Origin of the sequence: Paenibacillus ginsengihumi DSM 21568 (genome assembly GCF_000380965.1) — a bacterium.
GTDB classification, from domain to species: domain Bacteria; phylum Bacillota; class Bacilli; order Paenibacillales; family NBRC-103111; genus Paenibacillus_G; species Paenibacillus_G ginsengihumi.
Genome location: NZ_KB905557.1, coordinates 86370 through 110404 on the forward strand (window position 1 = coordinate 86370; position 24035 = coordinate 110404).

General features: G+C 57.9%; 27 protein-coding genes. All 27 read right to left on the minus strand.

The annotated features are described in order from the left end of the window. Positions 1–23 precede the first annotated feature (23 nt). Positions 24–905: a c-type cytochrome gene (locus F591_RS0107820; protein WP_019534038.1), complete on the minus strand. Its 882-nt coding sequence runs from the start codon at positions 903–905 to the stop codon at positions 24–26. Positions 906–963: 58 nt separating this feature from the next. Next, the gene (gene qcrB / locus F591_RS0107825) at positions 964–1635 is read right to left on the minus strand and encodes a menaquinol-cytochrome c reductase cytochrome b subunit (RefSeq protein WP_019534039.1); all 672 of its coding nucleotides are present in this window, start codon (positions 1633–1635) and stop codon (positions 964–966) included. A gap of 21 nt (positions 1636–1656) precedes the next feature. Then, the gene (locus tag F591_RS0107830; RefSeq protein ID WP_019534040.1) at positions 1657–2199 is read right to left on the minus strand and encodes a Rieske (2Fe-2S) protein; all 543 of its coding nucleotides are present in this window, start codon (positions 2197–2199) and stop codon (positions 1657–1659) included. A 311-nt stretch (positions 2200–2510) separates the two neighbouring features. Beyond that, complete coding sequence (locus F591_RS0107835) at positions 2511–2972, minus strand: DUF2487 family protein (protein ID WP_019534041.1); 462 nt, start codon at positions 2970–2972, stop codon at positions 2511–2513. A gap of 113 nt (positions 2973–3085) precedes the next feature. Further along, positions 3086–3277, minus strand: a complete 192-nt coding sequence (locus tag F591_RS0107840; RefSeq protein WP_019534042.1) for an IDEAL domain-containing protein — start codon at positions 3275–3277, stop codon at positions 3086–3088. A 145-nt stretch (positions 3278–3422) separates the two neighbouring features. Continuing rightward, positions 3423–4541, minus strand: a complete 1119-nt coding sequence (locus F591_RS0107845) for a hypothetical protein (protein ID WP_019534043.1) — start codon at positions 4539–4541, stop codon at positions 3423–3425. 497 nt (positions 4542–5038) lie between these two features. Then, positions 5039–5638 carry a histidine phosphatase family protein gene (locus F591_RS0107850; protein ID WP_019534044.1) on the minus strand — a complete coding sequence of 200 codons (600 nt, stop codon included), beginning with the start codon at positions 5636–5638 and terminating at the stop codon, positions 5039–5041. A 27-nt stretch (positions 5639–5665) separates the two neighbouring features. Next, complete coding sequence (locus tag F591_RS0107855; protein ID WP_019534045.1) at positions 5666–6298, minus strand: anti-sigma factor family protein; 633 nt, start codon at positions 6296–6298, stop codon at positions 5666–5668. Then, positions 6295–6888: an RNA polymerase sigma factor gene (locus F591_RS0107860; protein WP_019534046.1), complete on the minus strand. Its 594-nt coding sequence runs from the start codon at positions 6886–6888 to the stop codon at positions 6295–6297. Before F591_RS0107860 ends, F591_RS0107855 begins: the two co-directional genes overlap by 4 nt. A gap of 443 nt (positions 6889–7331) precedes the next feature. Further along, positions 7332–8420, minus strand: a complete 1089-nt coding sequence (locus tag F591_RS0107865) for a prephenate dehydrogenase (protein ID WP_019534047.1) — start codon at positions 8418–8420, stop codon at positions 7332–7334. Further along, positions 8417–9517, minus strand: coding sequence for a histidinol-phosphate transaminase (gene hisC, locus F591_RS0107870; protein WP_019534048.1), 1101 nt, complete (start codon positions 9515–9517; stop codon positions 8417–8419). The genes F591_RS0107865 and hisC overlap by 4 nt, the downstream gene beginning before the upstream one ends. Before the next feature lie 45 nt (positions 9518–9562). Then, positions 9563–10384: a tryptophan synthase subunit alpha gene (trpA, locus tag F591_RS0107875; RefSeq protein WP_019534049.1), complete on the minus strand. Its 822-nt coding sequence runs from the start codon at positions 10382–10384 to the stop codon at positions 9563–9565. Continuing rightward, positions 10362–11576, minus strand: a complete 1215-nt coding sequence (gene trpB / locus F591_RS0107880; RefSeq protein ID WP_019534050.1) for a tryptophan synthase subunit beta — start codon at positions 11574–11576, stop codon at positions 10362–10364. Before trpB ends, trpA begins: the two co-directional genes overlap by 23 nt. After that, complete coding sequence (locus F591_RS0107885; RefSeq protein WP_019534051.1) at positions 11569–12249, minus strand: phosphoribosylanthranilate isomerase; 681 nt, start codon at positions 12247–12249, stop codon at positions 11569–11571. Before F591_RS0107885 ends, trpB begins: the two co-directional genes overlap by 8 nt. A 7-nt stretch (positions 12250–12256) precedes the next feature. Beyond that, complete coding sequence (gene trpC / locus F591_RS0107890) at positions 12257–13060, minus strand: indole-3-glycerol phosphate synthase TrpC (protein ID WP_019534052.1); 804 nt, start codon at positions 13058–13060, stop codon at positions 12257–12259. Further along, positions 13047–14093, minus strand: a complete 1047-nt coding sequence (gene trpD, locus F591_RS0107895; protein ID WP_019534053.1) for an anthranilate phosphoribosyltransferase — start codon at positions 14091–14093, stop codon at positions 13047–13049. The genes trpC and trpD overlap by 14 nt, the downstream gene beginning before the upstream one ends. Before the next feature lie 60 nt (positions 14094–14153). Beyond that, entirely contained in the window at positions 14154–15692 is a 1539-nt protein-coding gene (gene trpE / locus F591_RS0107900; protein ID WP_019534054.1) for an anthranilate synthase component I, read from the minus strand. A 576-nt stretch (positions 15693–16268) separates the two neighbouring features. Beyond that, the gene (gene aroH, locus F591_RS0107905; RefSeq protein ID WP_019534055.1) at positions 16269–16646 is read right to left on the minus strand and encodes a chorismate mutase; all 378 of its coding nucleotides are present in this window, start codon (positions 16644–16646) and stop codon (positions 16269–16271) included. Positions 16647–16648: 2 nt separating this feature from the next. After that, positions 16649–17752: a 3-dehydroquinate synthase gene (aroB, locus tag F591_RS0107910; protein ID WP_026326447.1), complete on the minus strand. Its 1104-nt coding sequence runs from the start codon at positions 17750–17752 to the stop codon at positions 16649–16651. A 30-nt stretch (positions 17753–17782) separates the two neighbouring features. Beyond that, complete coding sequence (gene aroC, locus F591_RS0107915) at positions 17783–18946, minus strand: chorismate synthase (RefSeq protein ID WP_019534057.1); 1164 nt, start codon at positions 18944–18946, stop codon at positions 17783–17785. A 260-nt stretch (positions 18947–19206) separates the two neighbouring features. Further along, the gene (locus tag F591_RS31930) at positions 19207–19371 is read right to left on the minus strand and encodes a hypothetical protein (protein WP_019534058.1); all 165 of its coding nucleotides are present in this window, start codon (positions 19369–19371) and stop codon (positions 19207–19209) included. Positions 19372–19430: 59 nt separating this feature from the next. Continuing rightward, positions 19431–20213 (minus strand): CheR family methyltransferase, encoded by a 783-nt coding sequence (locus F591_RS0107925; protein ID WP_019534059.1) that lies wholly within the window; start codon positions 20211–20213, stop codon positions 19431–19433. Between the two features lie 19 nt (positions 20214–20232). After that, positions 20233–20676 carry a nucleoside-diphosphate kinase gene (ndk, locus tag F591_RS0107930; protein WP_019534060.1) on the minus strand — a complete coding sequence of 148 codons (444 nt, stop codon included), beginning with the start codon at positions 20674–20676 and terminating at the stop codon, positions 20233–20235. Positions 20677–20709: 33 nt separating this feature from the next. Then, complete coding sequence (gene hepT, locus F591_RS0107935) at positions 20710–21684, minus strand: heptaprenyl diphosphate synthase component II (RefSeq protein ID WP_019534061.1); 975 nt, start codon at positions 21682–21684, stop codon at positions 20710–20712. Beyond that, a complete protein-coding gene (locus F591_RS0107940) occupies positions 21681–22544 on the minus strand; it encodes a menaquinone biosynthesis protein (RefSeq protein ID WP_019534062.1) in 864 nt (287 codons plus the stop codon). Before F591_RS0107940 ends, hepT begins: the two co-directional genes overlap by 4 nt. Next, positions 22537–23142: a UbiX family flavin prenyltransferase gene (locus F591_RS0107945; RefSeq protein WP_019534063.1), complete on the minus strand. Its 606-nt coding sequence runs from the start codon at positions 23140–23142 to the stop codon at positions 22537–22539. The genes F591_RS0107940 and F591_RS0107945 overlap by 8 nt, the downstream gene beginning before the upstream one ends. Then, positions 23139–24011: a UbiA-like polyprenyltransferase gene (locus tag F591_RS0107950; protein ID WP_019534064.1), complete on the minus strand. Its 873-nt coding sequence runs from the start codon at positions 24009–24011 to the stop codon at positions 23139–23141. The genes F591_RS0107945 and F591_RS0107950 overlap by 4 nt, the downstream gene beginning before the upstream one ends. Positions 24012–24035 lie beyond the last annotated feature (24 nt).

The window sequence follows — 24035 nt, forward strand, 5'->3', positions numbered from 1 at the left end:
AGCAGTCAGGTTTTATTTCGTCTTTATTGCTTCTTCTGTCTGGACAGCCAGTCCGCCAGCGCATCCAGATCGGCATCGGTCAAGCCTTGCGCGATGTTCACATCGTACTGCGGCTGCATTTGGCCGATACCGTTGTGAATAATATTGAGAATTTCATCTTTCGAATGCTTGTCGCCGACTCCGCGCAGCGCCGGAATTTTGGCTGTCGGCATGCCTTTCAGATCGCCGCCGTGGCAGGAAACGCACGTTGATTTCTTGTAAATTTCCATCGCCGGATCGTCTTCCGCCACAATCGCCACCTGCTGGTTCGATTTTTTAGGCGCAGGGCTTTCGCCTTTGCCCTTCGCTGCGTGCATCTCTTCCTCGCGCTTGATATGCTCCGGAATAATGTTCTTCTCCTTCAGCTCGTGCTGATAATGCGTCCAGGAGACGACGGTCAAGTACGTAACCGCAATCAAGCTGAGGAACATCAGCGAGGAAGCGATCGGACGGCGGTAAAACCGTCTTTCCTTCCCTGTATCCAGGAACGGTGCGAGCAGCAGCGCGCCGAACGCGATTCCGGGAACGCCGAGCGTACCGAGCACGACGTACTGTTCGGACGTGTACGGGTACTTCAGCAGCTGATACATGAACAGGAAGTACCAGTCCGGCATCGGAATAAATTCCGTATTCGTAGGGTCCGCCGGGTAACCGAGCGGCGCGGCCTCGGACATGGTCAGCACCAGAATGCCGACCAGCACGACGACGGCAACCATCCATTCCTTCAGCAGGAAGTTCGGAATGAATACTTCCGACTTGCCCGGGTATGCCGAGTAATCCGGCGGAACCGGACGCGATGATTTGGCACGGACACGCGAGTCCCCTACGTAAACTATTTTTTCATCATTTTTATGACCATGAGCCACGAATCGCCCCTCCTTAACGTCTTCTTGGGCAGAAAACTGTGCAATGCTTCCCCGGGTCTTACAGCGGTCCGGAAATACCTTGCTTACGAATCATGAAGAAATGTCCGGCGAGCAAGGCGAGCAGCGCACCCGGCAGGAAGAACACGTGCAGGGCGAAAAATCTCGTCAACGTTTGAGCCCCTACGATTTCGCCGCCTTGCAGCAAGGTTTTGGCATATTCGCCGATGAACGGAACCGACTCGACGATCTTCAGCGTAACGCTTGTCGCGAAATAAGCCTTGTTGTCCCACGGGAGCAGATAACCCGTCAAGCCAAGGCCCAGCATCACGAAGAAAATCAGCATCCCGACAACCCAGTTCATCTCGCGGGGCGCTTTGTAAGAGCCCGTGAAGAATACACGGAGCGTATGTAGGAACATCATGACGATGACCAAGCTTGCTCCCCAGTGGTGCATCCCGCGCACGATGACGCCGAATGCGACCTTGTGCTGCAAGTAGTCAACGCTTGCATAGGCGTTGATGATATCCGGCACATAATACATCGTCAGGAACATGCCGGACAAAATTTGTATAACCGTGATGAAGAACGTCAAGCCGCCGAAGCAATATACGAAAGCGGAGAAGTGATGAGCAGGGTTGACATGCTCGGGCACCTCGTGGTCCGCAACGTCTCTCCATAACGGCGTGATATCCAGACGTTCATCGATCCAGTTATAGACGTTTTTCAACATCCGATGTTACGCCTCCTTCAATTAAACCCTCGTATTCGGTCCAAGCTGGCCGACATACACGAAGCCGTTCTCGACCTTGACCTGATACTCGTCAAGCGGCAACGGCGCGACCGCAAGCGCTTGCCCGTCGATCGTGTAATGAGCACCATGGCAAGGACAGTAGTATTGATCCTTGAACTGAGGGCTTCCGTTCCAGTTTACCGTACACCCGAGATGTTTGCAGGTCGGATTCAAGGCGAAAATCTTGCCGCTTGCGTCGCGCGCAATCCATGCTTCCAGCTCCGGGTCGCTCTCGTACCAGCCGTCAACCTGATGCACTTGGAATTTAAAGGACTTGGGCACTTCTGTAATTTGCGATTCTTCAACAACTTTTACCCATTCCGCTTCCGACTTGGGCTGAAGAACCGGATCCACCGCAAACCGGATCATAGGAAACAGCATGCCGGCTCCCATGAAAGCACCTGCTCCACCGAGGGTGTAGGAAAGAAACTGGCGCCGGGACATCTCGCGGCGTTTGACCGGCTTCTCTCCGTGCTGCGCTTCCTGATTCATGTGGTCGTTCATTCTCGTTCAACCCCCTTCGCAACATATATCAGTCGTCGTTCGACATTAGTTTACACCATACACTAGGACATAAATATAATAGCCTACGTCCCCTGGTGCGTCAAGAATTGGGACAAGCCGCAGCCGCGCATTCGTCGGCGGGCTTATGTCACATTTAACTAAATTGTCACAACTCTTTCAAAAATGAACGGAGACCCGCCGACACGATTTCAGTACCGCGGGACATCCGATCGCGAAGGATTCGCCCGCCTCTGGCGACGATTTCTTGTTTAGAACGATTTCTTGTTTAGATTGAGCCATCTTGCCACAATTCATACATTGCTGCTGCTTTCTGCCGCTTCCCCCGCCCATAATTTCGCCACAGTTTCCGACACAAGCTGCCTGGCGCCGGCGGCATCCTCCTTCAACTGCTCGGGGGTGATCCGTATGAGGGCGTCCGCATGCTGCGGAGCGGCGAGCGGCAGCTCGTCCTCGCTTCTCGCCGTCATCAAGACGATATAGCGAAAGCCCGCTTCCTTCAGCCGCTGGCATACGGCCTCAAGCTGCCGCTTCGTCTCGTCAGGCTCCGCCGCGAAGTGCACAGCCGGGTATGTAACGATGCGCCCCTTGAACGGAATCTCGATCAAGTCGAGCGCATCCCGCAATTGCTCCAGGGCCCGCGTCGCCTCATGCGGCGCTTCGCCGCCGCCAAGCCCCGTAAGCGGCAGCAGCGCCGTATCCAGATAAGGCTTAAGCTCGTCCCACTGGCCCTCGGCAATATCGCTGAATTTCATATTGTCCTTACGCTCCTTTCCTTCCCGTCTAACTGTACCACAAAAAAAGGCATATGAACGGGGCTTCACATGCCTTTCATAGAAGTGTCATAATTCACTTCGTCGCAACGTTATCATTGTCCTACGGCGCGCAGTGCATTCAGTTCATTCGTCAGGGCAATGAAGGACTGTTCGTCTCCTTTGGCCAATGCTTGATCGATTTCCTGGTAAAGGGACTGTTCCCTGAACTTGCGCAGGGCTTCATCCAGCACCATCTCTGCGAACAAACCGAGCATTCCGTCGCCCGCTGCGTTTATTTTGCCCATAAGAACCCCCTCCTGACGATTCATGATTCGTAATTGTGCCTTCCTGCTCCTAATAAATCATATTCAACGGCCATAACGCCGTTAAGTACAGTCGCCTTCATCGCTTTGAATGTGCTTCTGCCCTCGCTTCGCCGCCGTCCCGGCTTCAACCGTCGATGACGATCCGGTCGTCCTCCTCGACATAAGCGCCCTCGATAATCCGGCTGCCCAGCTTCGTCACCTGGACGACCCGGCCGGCCTCATCGTCTTCGCCGATCCGCAGCAGTCCCAAATGCATCATCATTTGAAAAATGCGCTGCTCGACAATCGATGCCGGACTATCGTAATAATACGGCTTGATCAGCGCGCACAGCACCTCTCCGAGCGAGGAAGCCGTAACCCAATTTGGGGCCAGCAGATTGATCCACTGGACAAGCGACTGCAGATTCGGAATCGGCCCTTTGTACAGCCTCAGCCAGAAGCGGTATATCTCGGGCAATTCTTCCTTCTGGCAGTTGTCGACCCGTTCCCGGCCAAGCTCCGTGAGCGCAAGCACTTGATTGTGCTCGCTGATAAGATCGTTGTAATAGCAATAATCGTAGATGAGCGAGAAGCGGTTCGGATAATCCCGGAACATGCGGCCGTAACCGAACCTCCAGGCGGTGCGGCCGACCGGCTCCTCGCGAACGGACAAGCTGTCCAATATTTGCAGCAGGCTTCGCTTGTACATGACATTCTCCGACGTCAGCATTACGTCCTGATTCCGGAGGAACTTCAGGAAATGCCAGATGTCCTCGGCAATCAGCCGCTGCTCGTCGCGGTAAACCTGCGGCTCGTCCGCCGTCTGCAGCTGCCGCTGAAACTGCTTTGCCAGCGAGGCGATAAAGCGGCGCTTCAGGTCGGCGGGAATCGCGAACAAATAACGTGTTTGCAGCGAATGGCCGTTGAACAGCCAGCCGCGGTGCTTGAAGCGGACGATCGTCTCGCGCGGATTAAGGTTCGGCTCCGCCCCGTCTCTGTGGAATACGCTCTGCTGGGCGCGCGCCGTCAGCTCCTCCAGACTGAAGGTGCCGCGGGGATCGAACAGCAGCGAGTTGAGGAACCGGATATCCTCCAGCGATAATTCGCCGACCTGCTGCTCAAACACATCCTTCCTTCCGACCTTCGTCAGAATCGATTGGATCAGCTCGTTCTTGGAGTGCCCGTTGCATTCGCATGCGTAGTTACTGGCAATACGGCTCAAATCTTGGATATCCGCATAGCTGAGCATGTCGGCCAAGTTCATGCTTGTTCCCCCTTCACAACCGGCAAAGATGTCGGCGGCGGCCCGTTGCCCGGAAAATTCCGCCACCCGTTCTCTTACTAACCATTATGGGAAAATGTGCCGGTTTTAAACGCATCGCCGCAAGAAAACGTCAATCTGCGTTCGCAACACAAACGATTTCACGTTTTGCCCATTCAAGGATGAACGGGCCGCGGTTCGAGGGGTTCAAGCGAGCCAAGAGTCACAATCTCATCTCTAACGCAAATGACAAACGCTATTTAGCTGATTCCGTGCTCTGTTTGAAATGTAACCGAAGGCTGGTATCGCTATTTAGTCAAAAACGCTGAATCAGGCGGGCAAATTGCCGAATAAGGCCGCTCACTTGCGTTACAAATTCAAATCGATCGTTTCGAGTGAAATAAGCTCTGTGGCTTGCGTTAGCTTAAAGTCAGCCCGTATGACGAGCGATTCCTTTTGCCATCGGACTGCCTATACTTAAAAAGCCGTCTCCCCAGGTTTTAGCCCTGTTGAGACAGCTCCAGCTCTCTTAAATGCTCGGTGCAGTTGATCAGCGGTACGTTCCACCGTTCTCCATCCCGATCGAGCACCGTCAGCGACGTATTGTCCAGGTTTTCCTCAAGGATGCGGCCAAGCGCCCGCTGTACGATGGGGGCGATATATCCCCCGTGAGTGACGATCAGTATACGTCGGCCCGCATGCGACTTCTCGGCATCCCCGAGAAAGCTGTCCCACCGGGACAGCAGCTGCTCGTCGCTCTCGACCCCCAAATCCAGCTCGCGCCAGCTCGCGCCGAAACGGGCAATCCGCTCTTCGCGGGTCGTCCCTTCGATCTGCCCGAACGACCGCTCGCGCAGCCGCGCGTCCGTCCCGATCAGCGGAATGCCGGATGCGGCAGCTACGATCTGCGCGGTCTCGGCGGCCCGGGACAAATCGCTCGCGATGATTCCGTCCCAGCCTGGCTCCGAAGCAAGCCGCCGCCCCAGCAGCCGCGCTTGAACCCGACCCGCTTCCGCGAGCGGCGTATCCATCTGCCCCTGCATTCTCCCGGCCAGATTCCATTCGGTCGTGCCGTGCCGGACAAGTCCGATCGTCTTCATCGATGTTCCCCCTTCATGGCCGCTTGGTCAGGACCTCGTCCGTGACAGCCAGTTCATAATCAGCAGCGTGCTCGTAAATCCGAGCAACGACACGAACAGCAAATAGTCCTTCACCGTGCGAATCGGGCCGACCTTCATCTTGATCGGGTCGTTGAAGCCCTTCAGACTCGCTACCGCGGTCGTCGGCATCGCATAGGCGTTCATGGAGCCGCTCTGTCCGGCAGCGATAACGACCGGATCGCCGATTCTCCCGAACACGGCCGAATCGATGCCTCCCGAATCTGTTCCTTGCGGCCCAATCAGCGATACCGCAAAAGTAAAGATAAAGATCGCCAGGCAAGCAGCGATAACAGCCGTCACATTGCGCCTGAGCTTATAGGAAAAGCGGTACATTCGATCGGCCACCGGCAGCCGCCACGATTCGTCTTCATAAATCCGCTTCATCACGCTGGAGGATATCGAGCGCTCTCCGGCCGCTTCGAACGGCTCCTCGTCCACGACGGCAGATTGAATCAGCATCGTGCTCTCGAGCCAAATGTCGAATTCTTCCGAACATTGGCTGCAGTGCTTGGTATGCTCGTTTACCGCCTGCCGGCGCAGGTCGGTTTCCGGCAAATCCCAATACATGCCCAGCAGCTCCTGTACATCGCGGCATTTCATCGTTGATTCATCCTCTCGTACCCCTCGAAGCTCGCATCGTCGAAGTATGGTTCAAGCTGCACCTTGACGCTGGCCCGGGCGCGAAACAGCAAGGATTTGACCGAGCTGACAGTCTGCCCGAGAATGTTGGCGATCTCCTGGTAATCCAGCTGTTCGTATTCGCGCAGAATCAGGGCAGAGCGCTGCTTCTCCGGCAAATTGTTGATGGCATCCCGCACCATATGCACCTTCTCGTTGCGGAGCACCGTTTGCTCCGGCTGCTTTTCGAGATCGGTTTGCGGGACATATCCGCTCTCTTCGAGGGAGACCTTCATATTTTTATGTTTGCGCAGCTCGCTCAGCACCGTATTGCGGGCGATCGTGTACAGCCACGTCGAGAACGTAGCTTCGACCTCCCGGAACGAGTGCAGGCTGCGGTAGGCTTTATAGAACGTCTCGTTGCAGAGATCTTCCGCCATCGACTCCATGTGAGCGCTCTTCAGCATATGAAAAATGAAGGCCAAAATCTTGCGTTCATACCGGCGCATCAATTCGTCGTACAGCTGGACATTGCCGTCCTTGATCTCACGGATCAACTGGGAATCGGTCATATGTACTTGCGACCCTCCTCGCGTTCCTGCTCCTCCCAGCGATACTATCATGTTTTACTGTAAGGGGAGCAAAAAGTTGCGGTCCGACAACCGGATTTTTTGAAAAAAATAAAACTATTCGATTGTACATACATTTACAATTCGCGGTCAATAGTCAAAAATCCTGCTTTTCCGACACGATTCCGTAGCACTGCCAAAAACAGGAGGCACTAACCTTACTGTATGGCGCAAAACAAAAAAAAGACCACCTGAACGAATCAGGCGGCTGCACAGTGTGCAAGTATTCGGATAGGAGTGGAGAGAAACCATACTGTACTCTTATTATATGTATCCGTTTTCAATTTGTCAACGGTTTTTCTGCAACCGTTTCCGAATTTTTTGTGCCGATGCGCGGGGTACGCCGAGAACAACGTGAAGAGGGGCTCCCTCAGAAGCCCCTCCCCTTACTGATACACCTCGTATTGGTCCTTGAGCAGCGAAATCGCCTTATCCATATGGCTCTCCTCGCTGAACGACAGGCGCAGCGCGCCGTGCACGTCCTCCCGGCTCTCGATGATCTGAATGTTGGACAGATTGACCTTATGGCTGCCGAGCAGCGTGGCGATATGGCCGATCACGCCCGGATGGTCGGGCACGTCCACATAGATGTCGTAGAACGAATGAATGACGCCTTTGCGCCGTTCAGGCATCTCGCTGCGGAACCGGTTCGCGCGCGCGAACTCGCTTGCTATGCCTTCGCCGTCTCCGGCCTCGAGCAGCCGGATGAAGCGGCCGACCTCCTCGTTCCAATCCTGCAGCAGACGCAGCAGCACCTGTCTGTTGTTCATCAGAATATCGCGCCAGATGACCGGATCGCTGGAGGCGATGCGCGTAATATCGCGGAAGCCTCCCGCCGCCAGCTCCTGATACAGCGGGTTGCGCTCGCTGTAGGCGGCAACCTGATTGACAAGCGCTACAGCGATAATATGCGGAAGATGGCTGATCGCTCCGACGATCTCGTCGTGCAGCTTGGCATCGATCCGAATCAAGTGCGCTTTCGTCCATTTGAGCAATCCGGCCAGGCGCTCATACGCTTCCTCCGGCGTTCCCTCCTGCGGCGTAAGCACATAGATCGCGTTCTCGAACAGCAGCGACGTCGCCGCTTCCACGCCGGACTTCTCCTTGCCCGCCATCGGATGCCCGCCGATGAAATGAACGTCCTTCCATTCCATGCGCGAGGCGCTTTCGTCCAGCTGCGCCTTGGTGCTGCCCACGTCGGTGATGATGCAGCCCGGCTTCAGCTTCATGGCCGAAAGCTTGCTCAAATACGGCTCGAGCAAGCTGACCGGCGTGCATAGAAAAATAAAGTCGGCATCGCAAGCGGCCTCTTCCATCGAGGTGGTCGCGTAATCGACGACGCCGCGCTTCATATACTTCTCGACGGACTCCGGCTGGTTCGAATGGCCGACAACCGTCAGCCCCGGCTTCCCCTTGAAGCAAAGCGCCAAGGAGCCGCCGATCAAACCGACTCCGAAGATCGCAATCTTCGTCATGAAACTGCCACTTCGCTCAGCACTTCTTCCAGCGCGGCCAAAAACTTGCTGTTCTGCTCTTCGCTGCCGACCGTCACCCGAATCATCGTCGGATATCCCCAGGACGGGTCGTGGCGAACGATGATGCCTTTGCGCAGCAAGGCTTCAAAGACCGGCTTGCCCGGACGCTGCACATCCACCATGACGAAATTGCCGTGCGCCTCGAAGCTGCGCAGCCCGAGCTCGCCGAACTTGGCCTGAAGCTGGCGGATGCCCTTGGTGTTCGCCTCGCGGCACGAGTCGATGAACGCCTGGTCGCCAATCGCGGCGAGGGCCGCCTTCTGGGCGAAGCTCGTCGTGTTGAACGGCTCGCGCACCTGATTGACCGAGCGGATGACGTTCGGCCGTCCTACGCCGTAGCCGATCCGCAGCGAGGCCAGGCCGTAAATTTTGGAGAAGGTGCGCAGCGAGATCACGTTCTCGTAATCCTTTAGCAGCTTCATGCTATCAGGATATTGCCCGGATACGTTGTACTCCGCGTATGCCTCGTCCAGCACGACGAGCACATGCTTCGGCACCGCGTCCAGAAAAGCGCGAATTTCGGCATCCGTATTCATCGTGCCCGTCGGATTGTTCGGATTGCAGATCCAGACGATCTTCGTGCGCTCGTTTACCTTCGCCAGCATCGCCTTCAAATCGTGCTTGCCGTCGGCATCGACGGGCACTTCCACGATAACGGCCCCTTCGATCTCGGCATTATGCTTGTACTGCGGGAAGGTCGGAGCCGCCATAATCGTCTCGTCGCCGGGCACCAGAAAGGCGCGGGCAATCATCAGAATCACTTCGTCGGAGCCCGCTCCGAAGATGATCTGGTCGGTGCCGACGCCGAGATGAGCCGCTACCGCTTCCGTCAGCTGAACGGCTCCCCCGTCGGGATAGATGCTTACCTGGTCAAGCAGCGAAGCGATCGCCTCCTTCGCCTTGGGCGAGCATCCGAACGGATTTTCATTCGAGGCGAGCTTGATCACATCGGTCAATCCGAGCTCGCGCTTCACTTCGTCGATCGGTTTGCCCGGCTGATATACAGGCAAATGAACGATATTTTGTTTGGGCTGCACAACGGTCACCTCGTTACAATATAAAAATGCCTATGAATGCAAAAACTAGCTACCTATTAATTCTCGCACAAATTCGCGAATTTGCAATAGCCCTTTCGCTTTCGTGCTTTCCTCGCGCAACAGAGGCAGCGCCTCCTCGATCTTGAGCACAAGCGCGCTGCCGACGACGATGCCGTCGCATACTGCGGCAAACCGTTCGACCTGCTCCCGCCTGGAGATGCCGAAGCCGATCGCGATCGGAAGCGAGGTGCTATCCTTGACCGTCCGCAAAAAATCGTCCACGCCGCTGTGAAACTGCGATCTTGCGCCAGTTACTCCGAGAGAGGATACGCAGTAGACGAAGCCGGATGCCCGTTCCACGATGCGGCGAATCCGCTCGTTGGACGTCGGTGCTACGAGCGGAATCAGGTGCAGACCATAGCGCCCCGCCAGCTGCCTCACTTCGCCGTCCTCCTCCATCGGCAGATCCGGAATGATCATTCCGCTGATGCCGTTCTCCTGCATCAGCTTCATCATCGGTTCCAGACCAAGCTGCAGCACGGGGTTGAAATAAGTAAACAGGATGAATGGCAGCTCGCAGCCTCTTTCTCTCGCCTGTCGCGCCACGCCAATGACGTCCCGGATTGTCACCCGGTTTGCTTTCAGCGCCCGTTCGGAGGAACGCTGGATGACCGGCCCGTCCGCCAGCGGGTCGGAGTAAGGGACGCCGAGCTCGACCATCGCCGCCCCCGCCCTCTCCAGCTCCAGAATAATATCGACGGTCGTTGCCAGATCCGGATCGCCGACCGTCAGGAAAGGAATGAAGGCCGGCTCCTTCCGCTCGCGCATTTCTGCGAATTTGAGATCAATGCGGTTGCTGCTGGTCATGCCCGGCACCTCCCAAATATTTCATAATCGCTTCCACATCTTTGTCCCCGCGCCCCGACAAGCTGACGACGACGATCTGATCCTTGTTCAGCGTCGGCGCAAGCTTCATCGTATGCGCGATGGCATGCGCGCTCTCCAGCGCGGGAATGATGCCTTCCGTGCGGCTGAGCAGCTGCAGCGCGTCCAGCGCCTCCTTGTCGGTGATCGGCACGTATTCGGCACGGCCGGTATCCTTCAGATAAGCATGCTCGGGACCGACACCGGGATAATCGAGGCCGGCGGAGATGGAGTGCGCCTCCTGCACCTGGCCGTATTCGTCCTGCAGCAAATAGCTCATCGAGCCCTGGAACACGCCGTGGCTTCCCTTCGTCATCGTCGCCGCGTGCTCCTTCGTGTCGACGCCTTTGCCTGCCGCTTCCACGCCGATAAGCCGAACCTTGTCGTCATTTAGGAACGGGTAGAACATGCCGATCGCGTTGCTGCCGCCTCCGACAGCCGCCACGACTGCATCGGGGAGCCGCCCTTCCAGCTCGACGATCTGCTTGCGCGATTCGTCCCCGATAATGCGCTGGAAGTCGCGCACGATCAGCGGATACGGATGCGGCCCCGTAGCCGAGCCGAGAATGTAATACGTATCGTCGACATGGCTCACCCAGTAGCGCAGCGTCTCGTTGCAGGCATCCTTCAAGGTGCGCGTGCCAGACGTGACCGGCACGACCTCCGTGCCGAGCAGGTTCATCCGGAATACGTTGAGCTGCTGCCGCTTCGTGTCCTCCTCGCCCATGAACACCTTGCATTCGAAGCCGAGCAGCGCGGCCACGGTCGCGGTCGCCACCCCGTGCTGTCCGGCGCCGGTTTCAGCGATGATTTTCTTTTTGCCCATATATTTGGCGAGCAGTCCCTGCCCCAGCGCGTTGTTGATCTTGTGCGCGCCGGTATGGTTCAAATCCTCGCGCTTCAAATAAATTTTGGCCCCGCCCAGATGCTCGGTGAGCCGCTCCGCGTAATACAACGACGTCGGCCGTCCCGAGTAACGGTGCAGCAAGCCGCTCAGCTCCTGCTGAAAACGCGGGTCCCTAGAATATTTTTTGTACGCTTCCTCCAATTCGATCAACGCGTTCATCAGCGTCTCCGGAACGTACCTGCCGCCGAATTTGCCGAATCGGCCATGCTCATCCGGTCCGTTAAACAATGCGCCTCACCCTTTCCACAAAGCTTCTCATTTTGTCCAAATCCTTCATTCCGTCCGTCTCCACGCCGCTCGACACGTCGACGCCGTCCACCGCATAGCGGCCGGCCAGCTCCCCGACGTTGTCCGGCGTCAGGCCGCCGGCAGCAAGCAGCGGGATGCCGTGCTGACGGCACCATGCCAAATACGCTGGAATTACTTCCCAGGCGAACGTCTTGCCCGAGCCGCCCCCGTATACCGGATCATGCGTATCGATCAGCAGCGCGTCGATGACTCCGGCGTAGCGGTCCAGCCGCAACTTCACGGCGTCCTGCAAATCCGCTCGCTGCGAATCGCCGGAAGCGATCGGCGACGCTTTCCAGACGCGCACGCCCGGGAACGTCTCCTTCACCCAGCGGCACAGCTCCGGCGTCTCCTGCCCGTGCAATTGTACCACCTGCAGCGGCGCTTCCGCCATAATGCGGACAAGCGTCTCCCGCTCGAGATTGACGAAGACGCCTACCGCCTTCGTCCCTTCCCCGCTCTCGCGCATTGCCGCGATCAGCGCACGCGCCTCGGCAGCCGTTACCTGCCGCTTGCTCGGAGCAAAGACGAAGCCCGCGTAATCGGCGCCGATGCGGGCCGCCGTCCGAGCGGCTTCCGCCGTGCGCAGGCCGCAAATTTTCACCTCGGTCATCGCCCATCTACTCCTTTGCCGCGCCGGCGGGCGAGCCCATCAGCTCGCAGACCGCTTGCGCGACGTCCGGCTGGCGCATGAAATGCTCGCCGACCAGCACGGCGTGGGCGCCGACAGAGCGCAGCCAGGCGATTTCCTCCGCGTGGGAAATGCCGCTTTCGCTGACGACGGTCATGCCGGCGGGAATGGCCTTGACAAGCTCCTCGGTCGTCTTCAGGTCCGTGACGAAGGTGTGCAGATTGCGGTTGTTGATGCCGAGCAGCGTCGTGTCCAGCTCCAGCGCCCGCTCCAGCTCCTGCCGGTCGTGAACCTCGACAAGCACGTCGAGTCCGATATCGCGGGCGATGCGGCTGAATTCCTTCAGTTCCCCGGTGGAGAGAATCGCGGCGATCAGCAATATCGCATCCGCTCCGATCAAGCGGGCTTCATAGATTTGATGCGGGTCGATCGTAAAATCTTTGCGCAGAATCGGCACGCCGACCTGCTCACGGACGCGGCTCAAATAATCGTTGCTTCCCTGGAAATAAGGCGCGTCGGTCAGCACCGAGATGCAGTCGGCGCCGGCCCGCTCGTAAGCCAGCGCCAGCTCCACCGGCTCGAAATCGGCGCGAATCAGCCCTTTGGAGGGCGACGCCTTCTTGACCTCGGCGATCAGTCCCATCGGCCGCTTGCGTCCGGCCGACAGCGCCCGCTCGAAGCCGAGCGTCGGCGGCATCGAGGCGATGGCCCGTTCCATTTCGGCAATCGTTGTGCGCTCCTTGAGCTGGGCGACTTCCTCGCGTTTCGTTGCTACGATTTTATCCAGAAACATGTCGCATTTCTCCCGTACATTGGACTAATTGCTTGAGCTTGGCGAGCGCGCGGCCCGAATCGATCGTCTCTGCGGCAATGCGCACGCCTTCCTGCAGCGTATCGGCCATGCCTGTCACATAGAAGCAGGCGCCGGCATTGGCCAGCACGACGTCCCGGCAAGCCCCTTCAGCGCCGGCCAAAATATCGCTGACGATCCGGGCATTCTCCGTCGCGTCCCCGCCGACGACGTCGGCCATCGCGTAGCGGCGCAGGCCGAGCGATTCGGGGCTCACCTGATACGTGCGGATCTCGCCGTCCTTCAGCTCCGTCACCTGCGTCGCGTCGGAGATGCTGATCTCGTCCAGACCGTCCATGCTGGCGACGACGAGCGCCCGCTTCAGCCCGAGCGCCTGCATAACATGGGCGATCGTCTCCGTTTTGCTGCGGTCGAAGATGCCGAGCACCTGACGGTCGGCTCCTGCCGGGTTCGTCAGCGGGCCGAGCAGGTTGAACACTGTCCGGAAGCCGAGCTCCTTGCGCGGGCCGGCCGCATGCTTCATCGATTGGTGAAACAGCGGAGCGAACATGAAGCAGATGCCGACCTGCTCCAGGCAGCGCGATGCCTGCTCCTGGTTCAGCTGGATGTTCACGCCGAGCGCTTCCAGCACATCGGCGCTGCCGCTCTTGCTCGACATCGCCCGGTTGCCGTGCTTGGCGACGCGGATGCCGCCGGCCGCCGCGACGATCGCGGCCGTCGTGGAGATGTTGAACGTATCGGCTCCGTCGCCGCCGGTGCCGCATGTATCGAGCAGATTCGTCTGCACCGTCTGCACGCGGCTGGCTTTGGCCCGCATGGAATCGGCGAAGCCGGTAATTTCTTCGATCGTTTCGCCCTTCATCCGCAGCGCGGTCAGCAAGCCGCCGATCTGCGCCGGCGTCGCCCCCCCGTCCATGATGTCGTTCATCACGTCGCGCGCCTCGCTTCGCGTCAGGTGGCGTCCTGCGATCACCTTTTGTATGCCCTGCTGTACGGTAATGGTCGTTGCTTCCATCATTCGTGCCTCCCCCAAATGAACGGAATAAGTGGTCCCTCGATCATTAAACATCGCGAATCAATAATAATCGTGATTGATCAGCGCATGGTCGACGGGCTTCGGTTTGAATACTGCTTCCGCAATGCGAATCGCCTTGAGCATCGCCTTCGCCTTGTTGACCGTCTCCTGATACTCGTTCTCCGGCACGGAATCCCAGACGATGCCGGCTCCGGCCTGGACATAGGCCTTGCCGCCCTTGAACACGATGGTGCGGATCGTAATGCATGTGTCCAGATTGCCGGAGAAGCCAAGATACCCGATCGCTCCCGCATAGGTGCCGCGGGCTTCATTCTCAAGCTCGGCGATGATTTCCATCGCCCGCAGCTTCGGCGCTCCGGATACGGTGCCCGCCGGCAGGCAGGAGATGAAGGCATCGAAAAAGTCCTTGTCCTTGGCCATCCGGCCGGTCACGTTGGAGACAATGTGCATCACGTGCGAGTACCGCTCGATCTGCATGAAGGTGTCGCATTTGACCGTGCCGAATTCGCAGACCCGGCCCAAATCGTTGCGTCCCAGATCGACGAGCATCAGATGCTCCGCCCGCTCCTTCTCGTCCGCCAGCAGCTCCTTCTCCAGCGCCAGATCCTCCTCGGGCGTCCGGCCTCTCGGCCGCGTGCCGGCGATCGGGCGCGTATCCACCTTGTCGTCCTCCACGCGAACGAGCAGCTCGGGAGACGTGCCGACGATGACGGCGTCGTCCATTTTCAGCAAATACATATACGGCGAAGGATTCAGCGTCCGCAAAATCCGGTACACGTGAAGCGGCGATACGTCCGTCTCGATCTCGAATCGTTGGGAGAGAACGACCTGAAAAATGTCGCCGCTGCGAATGTATTCCTTGGCCTGCTCCACCATGCCGACGTACTGCTCTTGGCTCATATTGGAGCGGATTTCGCCCAGATCCACATCGTCCGGGATCGGGCTTTGCGACATGGAGAACGTCGGCAGCGGGCGCTTCAGCCGCTCGATCGTCTCCTCGATCTTGGCGCAGGTCGCCTCGTAAGCGGCCAAAATTTCGGCGTCCGTCCCGTTCTTCGGCACGTGCACATTGGCGATCACCTTGAGCTGCTGCTTGACGTGATCGAAGGCAATCACCTGGTCGCAGAACATGAACTTGATGTCATGCAGCTGCAGATCGTCGTTGCGGTGCGCCGGCAGCTTCTCGTAATACTGCAGCAGGTCGTAGCCGAAAAATCCGACCGCTCCGCCCGTAAACCGGGGGAGATCCGGGAGCGAAGGGCTGCGGTACTGGCGAAGGTATGCCTTCAGCACATCGACCGGCCTTTCCCTGGAGACGGCCGTGCCGTCCGGTCCGTTCACTCTCGTCTCGCCGTTCTTCGCTTCCAGCATCAGGAACGGATCGGTGCCGATGAACGAATATCTCGCCCATTTGACGCCGCCCTCCACGCTTTCGAGCAAAAACGCCCGCTGCTCGTCGTAGAAATGCTGAAATACGCGGATCGGCGTCTCCGTGTCGGCCAGCAGATGGCGGACCACCGGGATCAAATTGTACGTCTTGGCGAGCCTGAGCACTTCCTTCGCTTCCGGACTGTACATATCCATCTCTCCTCTTCTCGTCTCTTCTGCAGGGCGTCTTGGCGACAGCCCCGAATAGGTCAGCCTTACAAAAATAAAAGCCTCTACTGTAAAAGTAGAGGCGGTTAGAAGCAGATATCGCATAGGTTACAGCACAGCATCAAGCGCGGCATACCCGTGCTACGGGCAATAGCGCTCGCGTCTGCAGAAGAAAGGAGAAAAGCGGTATCGATAAACGTTAATCATAAAAATAACGGCAATCGTTCTCCAATCCGCGCAACCTATCCTGATCATTCGACGCATTCCGTCGGCATATGATCAGTAACGAAGGTGACGACCGATGACGAAGGAATCGCTTGTCATAGGCGTCCATCCTGAAAATTTGACGGTGATCTGCCGGCAAATTTCCATTAACCGAAGATGTCGACCGGCGGCGACAATTCGTTCGCCATAGGTTCTCCATCCTGTGAAGCCCGAAATATCGGTCAGGCTCGACTCGGCTCTGCTCTGCTAACTCGTCTCTACTCTCCGGCAAGATCGCTGCCGATCCGGCCGCTAACAGCTCTGTACTGAACTACCTATACTATACAGGCACCGCTATGCATTTGTCAATTTCGATAAATCCGGGCGAAGCCGCATCGCTTCCCGCAAATAAACATGATGGATCTCGTCCTGCTTCTTCTCCGTGTTAACCATGACCATCAGGCGGATGCAGCGCGACAGGCTGCCCTCCACCGGCACTTCCAGCGAGCACATGAGCGGCACCAGCTCCCAGCCCGCCATGGAACGAATCGCCTGCGCCGGGAACGTCGCCGTCAAATCCTGCGTTACCGTCACAAAAATACATGCGATTTCCTCAGGAACGATGCCGTTCTCGGCAACGATGTGTTGAAGCAGCTCGTTCGTCGCCTGCAAAATTTCCTTCGCTTCATTGCGCTCCACGGTCGTCGCTCCGCGGATTCCCCGTACAAACATCGTTAGTCCTCCCGTTTCAGTTCCTCCACGACTTCCCTCACCCAGTCGGCGGATACGTTATGGTTGATTTCGACCTTGCCGATCTCCGTCGGTATGACAAATACCATGCGGCCTTCCTTGAACTTCTTGTCGTGCATCATGGCGCTCATCATTTGCTCCGTATCCAGATGCTCCGGCACGCGCACAGGAAGCTCGAATTTTTTCAGGATGCGCTTGGTCGTCGTGTATATATGCTGCGGATAGCCTAACCGAAGAGCCAGCTTGGCCGAACCGACCATGCCGATGGCGATCGCCTCTCCATGCAGCACGTGCTGCGACTGGCCGTAGCCGGATACCGCCTCGATCGCGTGGCCAATCGTATGGCCTAAGTTCAGAATGGCGCGCAGGTCGTTCTCCCGTTCGTCGCGCGAAACGACGGCAGCCTTGACCTTGCAGCCTTCGTACAAACCGTGCTGGAGCGCCTGCGGATCAAGCGCCAGCAGCTTCTCCGCATTCGCTTCGCACCACTGTGTAAACGTCCGGTCCCAGATGAGTCCGTGCTTGACCATCTCGGCCAGCCCGGAACGCACCTCGCGCGGCGGCAGCGTCTTGAGCGTAGCCGTATCGTACAGGACGAATTCGGGCTGATGGAACGCGCCGATGATGTTCTTTGCCAGCGGATGATTGACGGCGACTTTCCCGCCGACGCTGCTGTCATGGGCAAGAATCGTCGTCGGAATCTGGATAAAGCGCACGCCGCGCATGTAGCTGGCCGCCACGAAGCCGGCCAAATCGCCGACGACGCCGCCCCCCAGCGCAATGACGGTTGACTTGCGATCAAGCCCCGCCTTCAGCGCCGTCGTCACAATATCCTCAAGCACAGCCAGCGATTTGGACGATTCCTCGGCAGGTACGATATGCGACACGGCCTGGTATCCCGCGCCGGCCAATTGCGCCATGACTTGCGCCAGGTAAGGCTCCGCCACGTGCTCGTCCGTGACGACGAGGATGGGCGAAGCAGCGCCCAGCCCATGCTTGCCGCAAAGCTCCCCCAGCTTCTGCAGCAGTCCTTCCCCGATGTAGATCGGGTAGGAACGCGCGCCGAGCTCGACGGTCAGCTCTTTCATTTCCGTTACGGTCATCTCGTTCACCGCCTTTTAGTAGCTGCGTACTTGCTCCAAGTAGCTCTCGTAATTGCGCCGAGTCTCCTCGATGGAATCGCCGCCGAACTTCTCCATGAACGCCCGCGCTACTTCCCAGGCGACGACGTTCTCAAGAATGACTCCCGCCGCGGGAACCGCGCACGTATCGGAGCGCTCCACCTGCGCGGTGAACGCTTCCTTCGTATCGATATCGACGCTTTGCAGCGCCTTGTACAGCGTCGAGATCGGCTTCATCACCGCGCGCACGACGATCGGCTCGCCGGTCGTCATCCCGCCCTCGAAGCCGCCGGCCCGGTTGGAGGCCCGGTAGAAGCCGCGCCCTTCCTCGTGCATGATCTCGTCATGCACCTTGGAGCCGCGGCGCTCCGCCGCCTCGAAGCCGATGCCGAATTCGACGCCCTTGAACGCCTGGATCGAGACGACCGCCTGGGCAATGCGCCCGTCCAGCTTGCGATCCCACTGCACATGGCTGCCGAGTCCGACAGGCACACCCTCGACGATGCATTCGATCACTCCGCCGAGCGTATCGCCCTCTGCCTTGGCGGCGTCGATCGCGGCGATCATCTTCGCTTCCGCCTCTTTGTCCGTCACGCGCACCGGAGACTCCTCCGTAATGCGGATCAGCTCGTCAATCGGCATCTCCTTGCGCTGCGCAGTCACGTCGCCGATGCGGATCACCTGTCCGGCCACCTTGATGCCGAACTCCTTCAGCAGCTGCCGCGCCATGGCGCCAACCGCCACCCTCATCGTCGTCTCGCGGGCGCTGGACCGCTCCAAAATGTTGCGCAAGTCGCGCTGATTGTACTTCAGCCCGCCGTTCAGATCGGCATGGCCGGGCCGCGGGCGGTTGACGCGCCGCTTCGTCTCGTCGCTGCCTTCGATCGGCTCGATGTTCATGACGGACGTCCAATGCTTCCAGTCTTTATTCTCGACGACCAGCGCGATCGGCGCCCCGGTCGTTTTGCCGTGCCGGACGCCTCCGGCAATGATGGCCGTATCTTGTTCGATCTGCATGCGGCGGCCGCGGCCGTAGCCTTTCTGCCGCCGCGCCAGCTGGTGATTGATCTCTTCGAAATCAATGGTTACGTTGCTTGGAAAACCTTCGATGATGGCCGTCAGCTGCGGCCCGTGCGTCTCTCCTGCTGTTAAATATCTCATATGCGTTTATTCCCCTTTCGTCCTATCCCATGCCGTGCAGGCGCTGCAGACGATGCCATGCCGTGCGTGTGCGCGCATTTCGGCGCTTTAGCGCTTTTATGTGCTAATCATGTGCTAATTATAGTACAGCCACCACGGTTTGACAAGAAAAGCCGAGGCAACAACTCTCCCAAAACGCTGGCAGCAAAAAAAACGCTGCAGCGGCAGTCCATGCAGGACCGCGGCGGCAGCGCGCTACAAGCAAGAATTCGACAAATCGCTCAGCCGTTGACCGGCTGTTTGGTCCGCTTGCGGGAAACTTCCGCGAATTGCGGATCGTTGACGAAGCCGAGAATCGCGGCGGAATCGATACCTAAGATTTGCGCACATTCCTGCATTGTAATAAATCCCCGGCGGTAAGCTAGGATGACTTTTCGCTTGTCCATTCGTTTCCTCCCGGATGGTGTTAATTCTAGTATAGGAACGAATGCCAGACGTTATACCCCTACGCTTCCTGTTTCCGGTAAAAAAAAGTGTCTGCCGGCTCCAGGCCGTATTGTCCCGGAGAGAAGATTTGCTCCGTGCTGCCCACGAACAGGATGCCACCAGGCTTCAATGCCTGGGCGAACTTCCCGTACAGCAGATGCTTCGCCTCTTCGGTAAAATAAATCATCACATTGCGGCAAACGATGAGATCGAAGCCGGATTCGAACGGATCGGTAAGTAAATTTTGCTTTTGGAAGCGAATATGCGGCTTGAGCGAATCGACGATCGAGTATGTCAGATTGTCCTGCCGATAATATTTATTCAAATATAATGCCGGCACATCCCGAATCGACCTGTCCGAGTATACCGCCCGCTTAGCCTTCTCGAGCGCTCCTTCGTCGATATCGGATGCGATCAGCGTGCTGCTTGCCAGCGCCCCGTGCTCGGCTAAGATCATCGCCAGCGTATACGGCTCCTCGCCGGTGGAGCAGGCGGCGCTCCAGCATTTGAGCCGTTTCGAACGCTGCAGCATCTCCGGCAGGAAGCGCCGCTCCAGCACCTCCCACCGGTTCGGGTTGCGCCAAAACTCGGATACGTTGATCGTCATCCGGTCGAGAAATTCGTAGAACAGCTCCTTGTCCTTCGTCATCGCCTCGAAAAACGCGGCGAACGTCGAATAGCCTTTCTTCGTCCGCAACGTCGTGAGCCGGCGCTTCATCTGCGCTTCCTTGTACTGCGATAAATCGATTGAGGTATAATCTCTTACTTTATGTATGAATTGAAGATAATCCCGGTCCTCCACGCTGCCCAACCGCCTTTTATCAAATCCAGGTTTGTATTGTTTTATTGTACTGCAGCAATTCCTCCGGCCGGAAGAAATTCGCGATCTCCCGCTCCGCGCTTTCCGGCGAATCGGAGCCGTGAATCAAATTCATGCGCGTCCGGGCGGAAAAATCGCCGCGGATCGTTCCCGGGGCCGCATCCAGCGGGCTCGTCTTGCCGATCATGATTCTGGCGAGCTGAATGATCTGCTCTCCCTGCCATACCATGGCGAACACGGGGCCGGAGGTGATGAACTCCAGCAGCGGCTCGTAGAAATCTTTGCCTTTATGCTCTGCGTAATGCGCCTCGGCCTGCTCCCTGCTTACCTGAATCAGCTTGGCGGCAATCAGTTGAAAACCCTTTTGCTCGAAGCGGCGCACGATTTCGCCGATCAATCCGCGCTGCACCCCGTCGGGCTTAATCATCAGAAACGTTTTTTCCATCGAATTCAACCTCTTTTCTCTGGTTAGTCAAGGTTAATAGGATCGGTTGCCTACGAAGTGCGCGATCGCCGTCAAATCCTTCTTGGCTTGAATATCGGGCAGCTCGTCCAGTGCATGAATGGCCTTGTCGATGTAGCGGTTCGCCAGCTCCTCAGCCCGCCTCAGTCCCGCGCTGCCGCGGATCAGATCCAAAAATGCGCTGACATCGGTCTGGCCGTCGCGCTCGCGGATCATCTCCAGCTCTTTGAGCAGCTGCGGCCGCAGCTTATCTTCCTGCAGCGCATAGATGACCGGCAGCGTCATATTGCCTTGCTTGATATCGCTGCCCGGCGGCTTGCCGATCTCCTTCTCCGTTCCGCACAGATCGAGCAGATCGTCGCGAATCTGGAATGCCATTCCGACGTAATAACCGAACGAGTACAACTGCCGCGCCGTCCGCTCCGGGGCGTTCGCGGCGATCGCGCCAAGCTGGCAGCTGACCGCGATGAGCAAAGCCGTCTTGCGCTTGATGCGCAGCAAGTAGTCCCTGACCTTCTGCCGGGAATTGTAGAAGAAGCGAATTTGCTCCATCTCGCCGATCGTCATCTCCATAATCGCCTTGGACATGATCTGATGAATCGCCGGATTGTTCAGCTTGGTGACGATGGTCAGCGCCTTGGCAAAAATGTAGTCGCCGGTATACATAGCAATCCGGTTGTCCCACTTGGACCTTACGGTTAGCTGACCGCGCCGCAGCTGCGCATCGTCGATGACGTCGTCGTGCACCAGCGAAGCCATATGGATGAGCTCAAGCGGAACGGCCACATGCTTGATTCGCTCCAGATCGTACTGCCCGAACTTGCCGCCGAGCAGCACGAATACAGGCCGCAGACGCTTGCCCCCTGCCTTCAGAAGATGAAGCGACGTTTCCCGCAGCACCGCATGGTCGGCATCGATGCTCCGTTCCAGCTCCTTTTCGATGTATCCGATATCCCGTTTCATCTTGGCATATAATTCCAAAAGTTTCATTCCGTCACCTGCACTGTCGTAGTATCGTTCCAGATGTGCAGAGTTACTTCCCGATCCAGAAAACCGAGCTCCGCCGCGTAATCGTAATACCGCTTCAGCCCTGCCCACTGGCGCGGGCCGAATTCGTAGCACAAGTTGCTGAAATAATCCGTCCAGTAGCGGCTTGAGCCGCCGATTTTCGCGCAGGCTTCCTGCACGAGTCCCGTCAGGTCGGATAGCGATTTCGTCTTGCTTTCCAAAAAGGCGTCGTAGATGCGCTTTACGAGCTCGGGCCGGCTCTCGACCAGCGCCCTGCGCATCGTGCATACGGCGAAGGACATCCACTCGCCCGTATGCTTATGCCACTCCGCCCCCAAATCCGTCACGAGATAGCCCTGATCGGCCCAGCTGGCGCGAATCGCGTGATCGCCGATGAGAAGCGCGGCGTCGGCTTCCTTCATCATCTCGTCCAAATTCGGCTCCATCGGCGTATATACCGGCCTCACCCCGTAAAACTTCTGTAAAATGATTTTGAGCAGGACGACGGTCGTGGCCGAAGCGGTCGTCAGCGCGATCTGCTTGCCGCCCAGCCGAGCCAGCGGCTCGCGATGGAACAATAGCAGCGAGTGCACCCGGCCGAGCGCGCTGACCGACATGTGCGGAAACAAGATATAGTCGTCGAAATGCTCGCCGTACGCGAACGAAGAGATCGGGCCGATGTCGATATCTCCGGCCGCCATCGCCCGGTTCAGCCCGGTCGGCAGCTGCTGGACGATCTCAAGCTCGTCGCCGAAGGCGGCCAGCGGGAAATAATAAAACAACGGCCACACGTTCGTGTAATCGATCCGGCCGATGCGAACCGGCCGCTCCAAGTCATTCATCCGGCATACCCCATCTTCTGTACAATTGATGATCCAATCCCATGTTGTCAAGCACTTTGCCTACGATAAAATCGACCATGTCGCTGACGGTTTGCGGCCCTTGATAAAAGGCGGGCATCGCCGGTATGATCCGCACTCCCATGCGCGATAACGCCAGCATGTTCTCCAGATGGATGGCGTGCAGCGGCGTTTCGCGAGGGACCACAATAAGGGGCCGTCCTTCCTTCAGCATCACGTCCGCCGTGCGCTCCAGCAGGTTGTCGGAAGCGCCGCGGGCGATGCCGGAGAGCGTCCCCATCGAGCAGGGGACGATGACCATGCCTGCGGTGCGAAACGAGCCGCTGGCTGTCGCCGCTCCGATATCCCCGTTCGGGTGGTACGTCCATCCCCGTTCCGGCTCGCCAAGCTCGGCGCGAAGCGCTTCGACTCTCCGGCTTACATCCCAGCCGAGCTCCTCCTTCAGCACCCTCCAGCCGGCATCCGTAATGATCAGATGGACGGAACGGCCCGTCTCCAGCATGAAGCGGATCAGCCGCACGCCGTATACGGCGCCGCTGGCGCCGGTCAAACCGATGACCCAAGGACTGCCTGCGCTCATGAGACAAGCACCGCCAGATCGATCAGCGTGAACACCAGCATAACCGAGCTGAGCAGGCTGTTCATGGTGAAGAACGCGGTTTGCAGCCGCCGCATGTCCTCCGGCTTGACGATCAGGTGCTCGTACAGAAGGAGCGCGATAGAGATAATGATGCCGAGCAAGTAAAACCAGCTGAGCTCGGTCATGAAGTATAGCGCAACGAATCCCGATCCGGTGACGATATGGCACCAGCGGGCGATCTTCAGCGCCTTGGCGATGCCGAAGCGGCTCGGAACCGAGTGCAGTCCTTCCTGCTTGTCAAACTCGGCATCCTGGCAAGCGTAAATGATATCGAAGCCGGCAAGCCAAAATACGATGGTCACGTAAAAGACGATGGCCGTCCACGACACGCCGTTCGTTACGGCGACCCACCCGCCCAGCGGCGCCAGAGCGACGGTCAGGCCGAGAAACCAGTGGCATGTCCAGGTGAACCGTTTCGTATAAGAATAAAACACCAGCAGTACGACCGCGATCGGCATCAGCTTCACGCACAGCGGACTCAAGTTGACGGCAGCGACGAACAGCAGGACGAAGGATATTATAATAAAAAGAATAGCTTCTTTCGACGAAATCAGTCCTGCCGGAATAGCCCGCATCGCTGTTCGCGGGTTTTTGGCATCGATCACCTTGTCGATGACCCGGTTGAGCCCCATAGCCGCGCTGCGCGCCCCGACCATGGCCAGCAAGATCCAGCCGATCTGCCCCCAGGACGGAAGGCTGCCGAAGACGACAACAGAGCCCAGCAGGGCTCCCATGAAAGCAAACGGCAATGCGAAGAGCGTATGCTCGATTTTAATCATTTCCAAGAAGATTTTGGTCTTTCTCCACATGTTGCGCTTGACCCCCTAAGCGGA

What these genes read in the sequence shown, in the direction of transcription:
- F591_RS0107940 (WP_019534062.1), bottom strand. Translation starts at nt 22,544, where the DNA reads ATGAATGACTTGGAGCGGCCGGTTCGCATCGGCCGGATCGATTACACG.
- trpE (WP_019534054.1), bottom strand. Translation starts at nt 15,692, where the DNA reads ATGTACAGTCCGGAAGCGAAGGAAGTGCTCAGGCTCGCCAAGACGTAC.
- F591_RS0107830 (WP_019534040.1), bottom strand. Translation starts at nt 2,199, where the DNA reads ATGAACGACCACATGAATCAGGAAGCGCAGCACGGAGAGAAGCCGGTC.
- F591_RS0107835 (WP_019534041.1), bottom strand. Translation starts at nt 2,972, where the DNA reads ATGAAATTCAGCGATATTGCCGAGGGCCAGTGGGACGAGCTTAAGCCT.
- F591_RS0107945 (WP_019534063.1), bottom strand. Translation starts at nt 23,142, where the DNA reads ATGAGCGCAGGCAGTCCTTGGGTCATCGGTTTGACCGGCGCCAGCGGC.
- F591_RS0107850 (WP_019534044.1), bottom strand. Translation starts at nt 5,638, where the DNA reads ATGAAGACGATCGGACTTGTCCGGCACGGCACGACCGAATGGAATCTG.
- F591_RS0107865 (WP_019534047.1), bottom strand. Translation starts at nt 8,420, where the DNA reads ATGACGAAGATTGCGATCTTCGGAGTCGGTTTGATCGGCGGCTCCTTG.
- trpA (WP_019534049.1), bottom strand. Translation starts at nt 10,384, where the DNA reads ATGACCAGCAGCAACCGCATTGATCTCAAATTCGCAGAAATGCGCGAG.
- aroB (WP_026326447.1), bottom strand. Translation starts at nt 17,752, where the DNA reads ATGAAAGAGCTGACCGTCGAGCTCGGCGCGCGTTCCTACCCGATCTAC.
- F591_RS0107885 (WP_019534051.1), bottom strand. Translation starts at nt 12,249, where the DNA reads ATGACCGAGGTGAAAATTTGCGGCCTGCGCACGGCGGAAGCCGCTCGG.
- hepT (WP_019534061.1), bottom strand. Translation starts at nt 21,684, where the DNA reads ATGAAACTTTTGGAATTATATGCCAAGATGAAACGGGATATCGGATAC.
- trpD (WP_019534053.1), bottom strand. Translation starts at nt 14,093, where the DNA reads ATGGAAGCAACGACCATTACCGTACAGCAGGGCATACAAAAGGTGATC.
- F591_RS0107950 (WP_019534064.1), bottom strand. Translation starts at nt 24,011, where the DNA reads ATGTGGAGAAAGACCAAAATCTTCTTGGAAATGATTAAAATCGAGCAT.
- F591_RS0107860 (WP_019534046.1), bottom strand. Translation starts at nt 6,888, where the DNA reads ATGACCGATTCCCAGTTGATCCGTGAGATCAAGGACGGCAATGTCCAG.
- F591_RS0107845 (WP_019534043.1), bottom strand. Translation starts at nt 4,541, where the DNA reads ATGAACTTGGCCGACATGCTCAGCTATGCGGATATCCAAGATTTGAGC.
- aroH (WP_019534055.1), bottom strand. Translation starts at nt 16,646, where the DNA reads ATGTTTGTACGGGGAATCCGCGGAGCGACGACCGTGGAGCGCAATGAA.
- qcrB (WP_019534039.1), bottom strand. Translation starts at nt 1,635, where the DNA reads ATGTTGAAAAACGTCTATAACTGGATCGATGAACGTCTGGATATCACG.
- F591_RS0107855 (WP_019534045.1), bottom strand. Translation starts at nt 6,298, where the DNA reads ATGAAATGCCGCGATGTACAGGAGCTGCTGGGCATGTATTGGGATTTG.
- aroC (WP_019534057.1), bottom strand. Translation starts at nt 18,946, where the DNA reads ATGAGATATTTAACAGCAGGAGAGACGCACGGGCCGCAGCTGACGGCC.
- F591_RS0107840 (WP_019534042.1), bottom strand. Translation starts at nt 3,277, where the DNA reads ATGGGCAAAATAAACGCAGCGGGCGACGGAATGCTCGGTTTGTTCGCA.
- trpC (WP_019534052.1), bottom strand. Translation starts at nt 13,060, where the DNA reads ATGTTTCTGGATAAAATCGTAGCAACGAAACGCGAGGAAGTCGCCCAG.
- ndk (WP_019534060.1), bottom strand. Translation starts at nt 20,676, where the DNA reads ATGGAAAAAACGTTTCTGATGATTAAGCCCGACGGGGTGCAGCGCGGA.
- F591_RS31930 (WP_019534058.1), bottom strand. Translation starts at nt 19,371, where the DNA reads ATGGACAAGCGAAAAGTCATCCTAGCTTACCGCCGGGGATTTATTACA.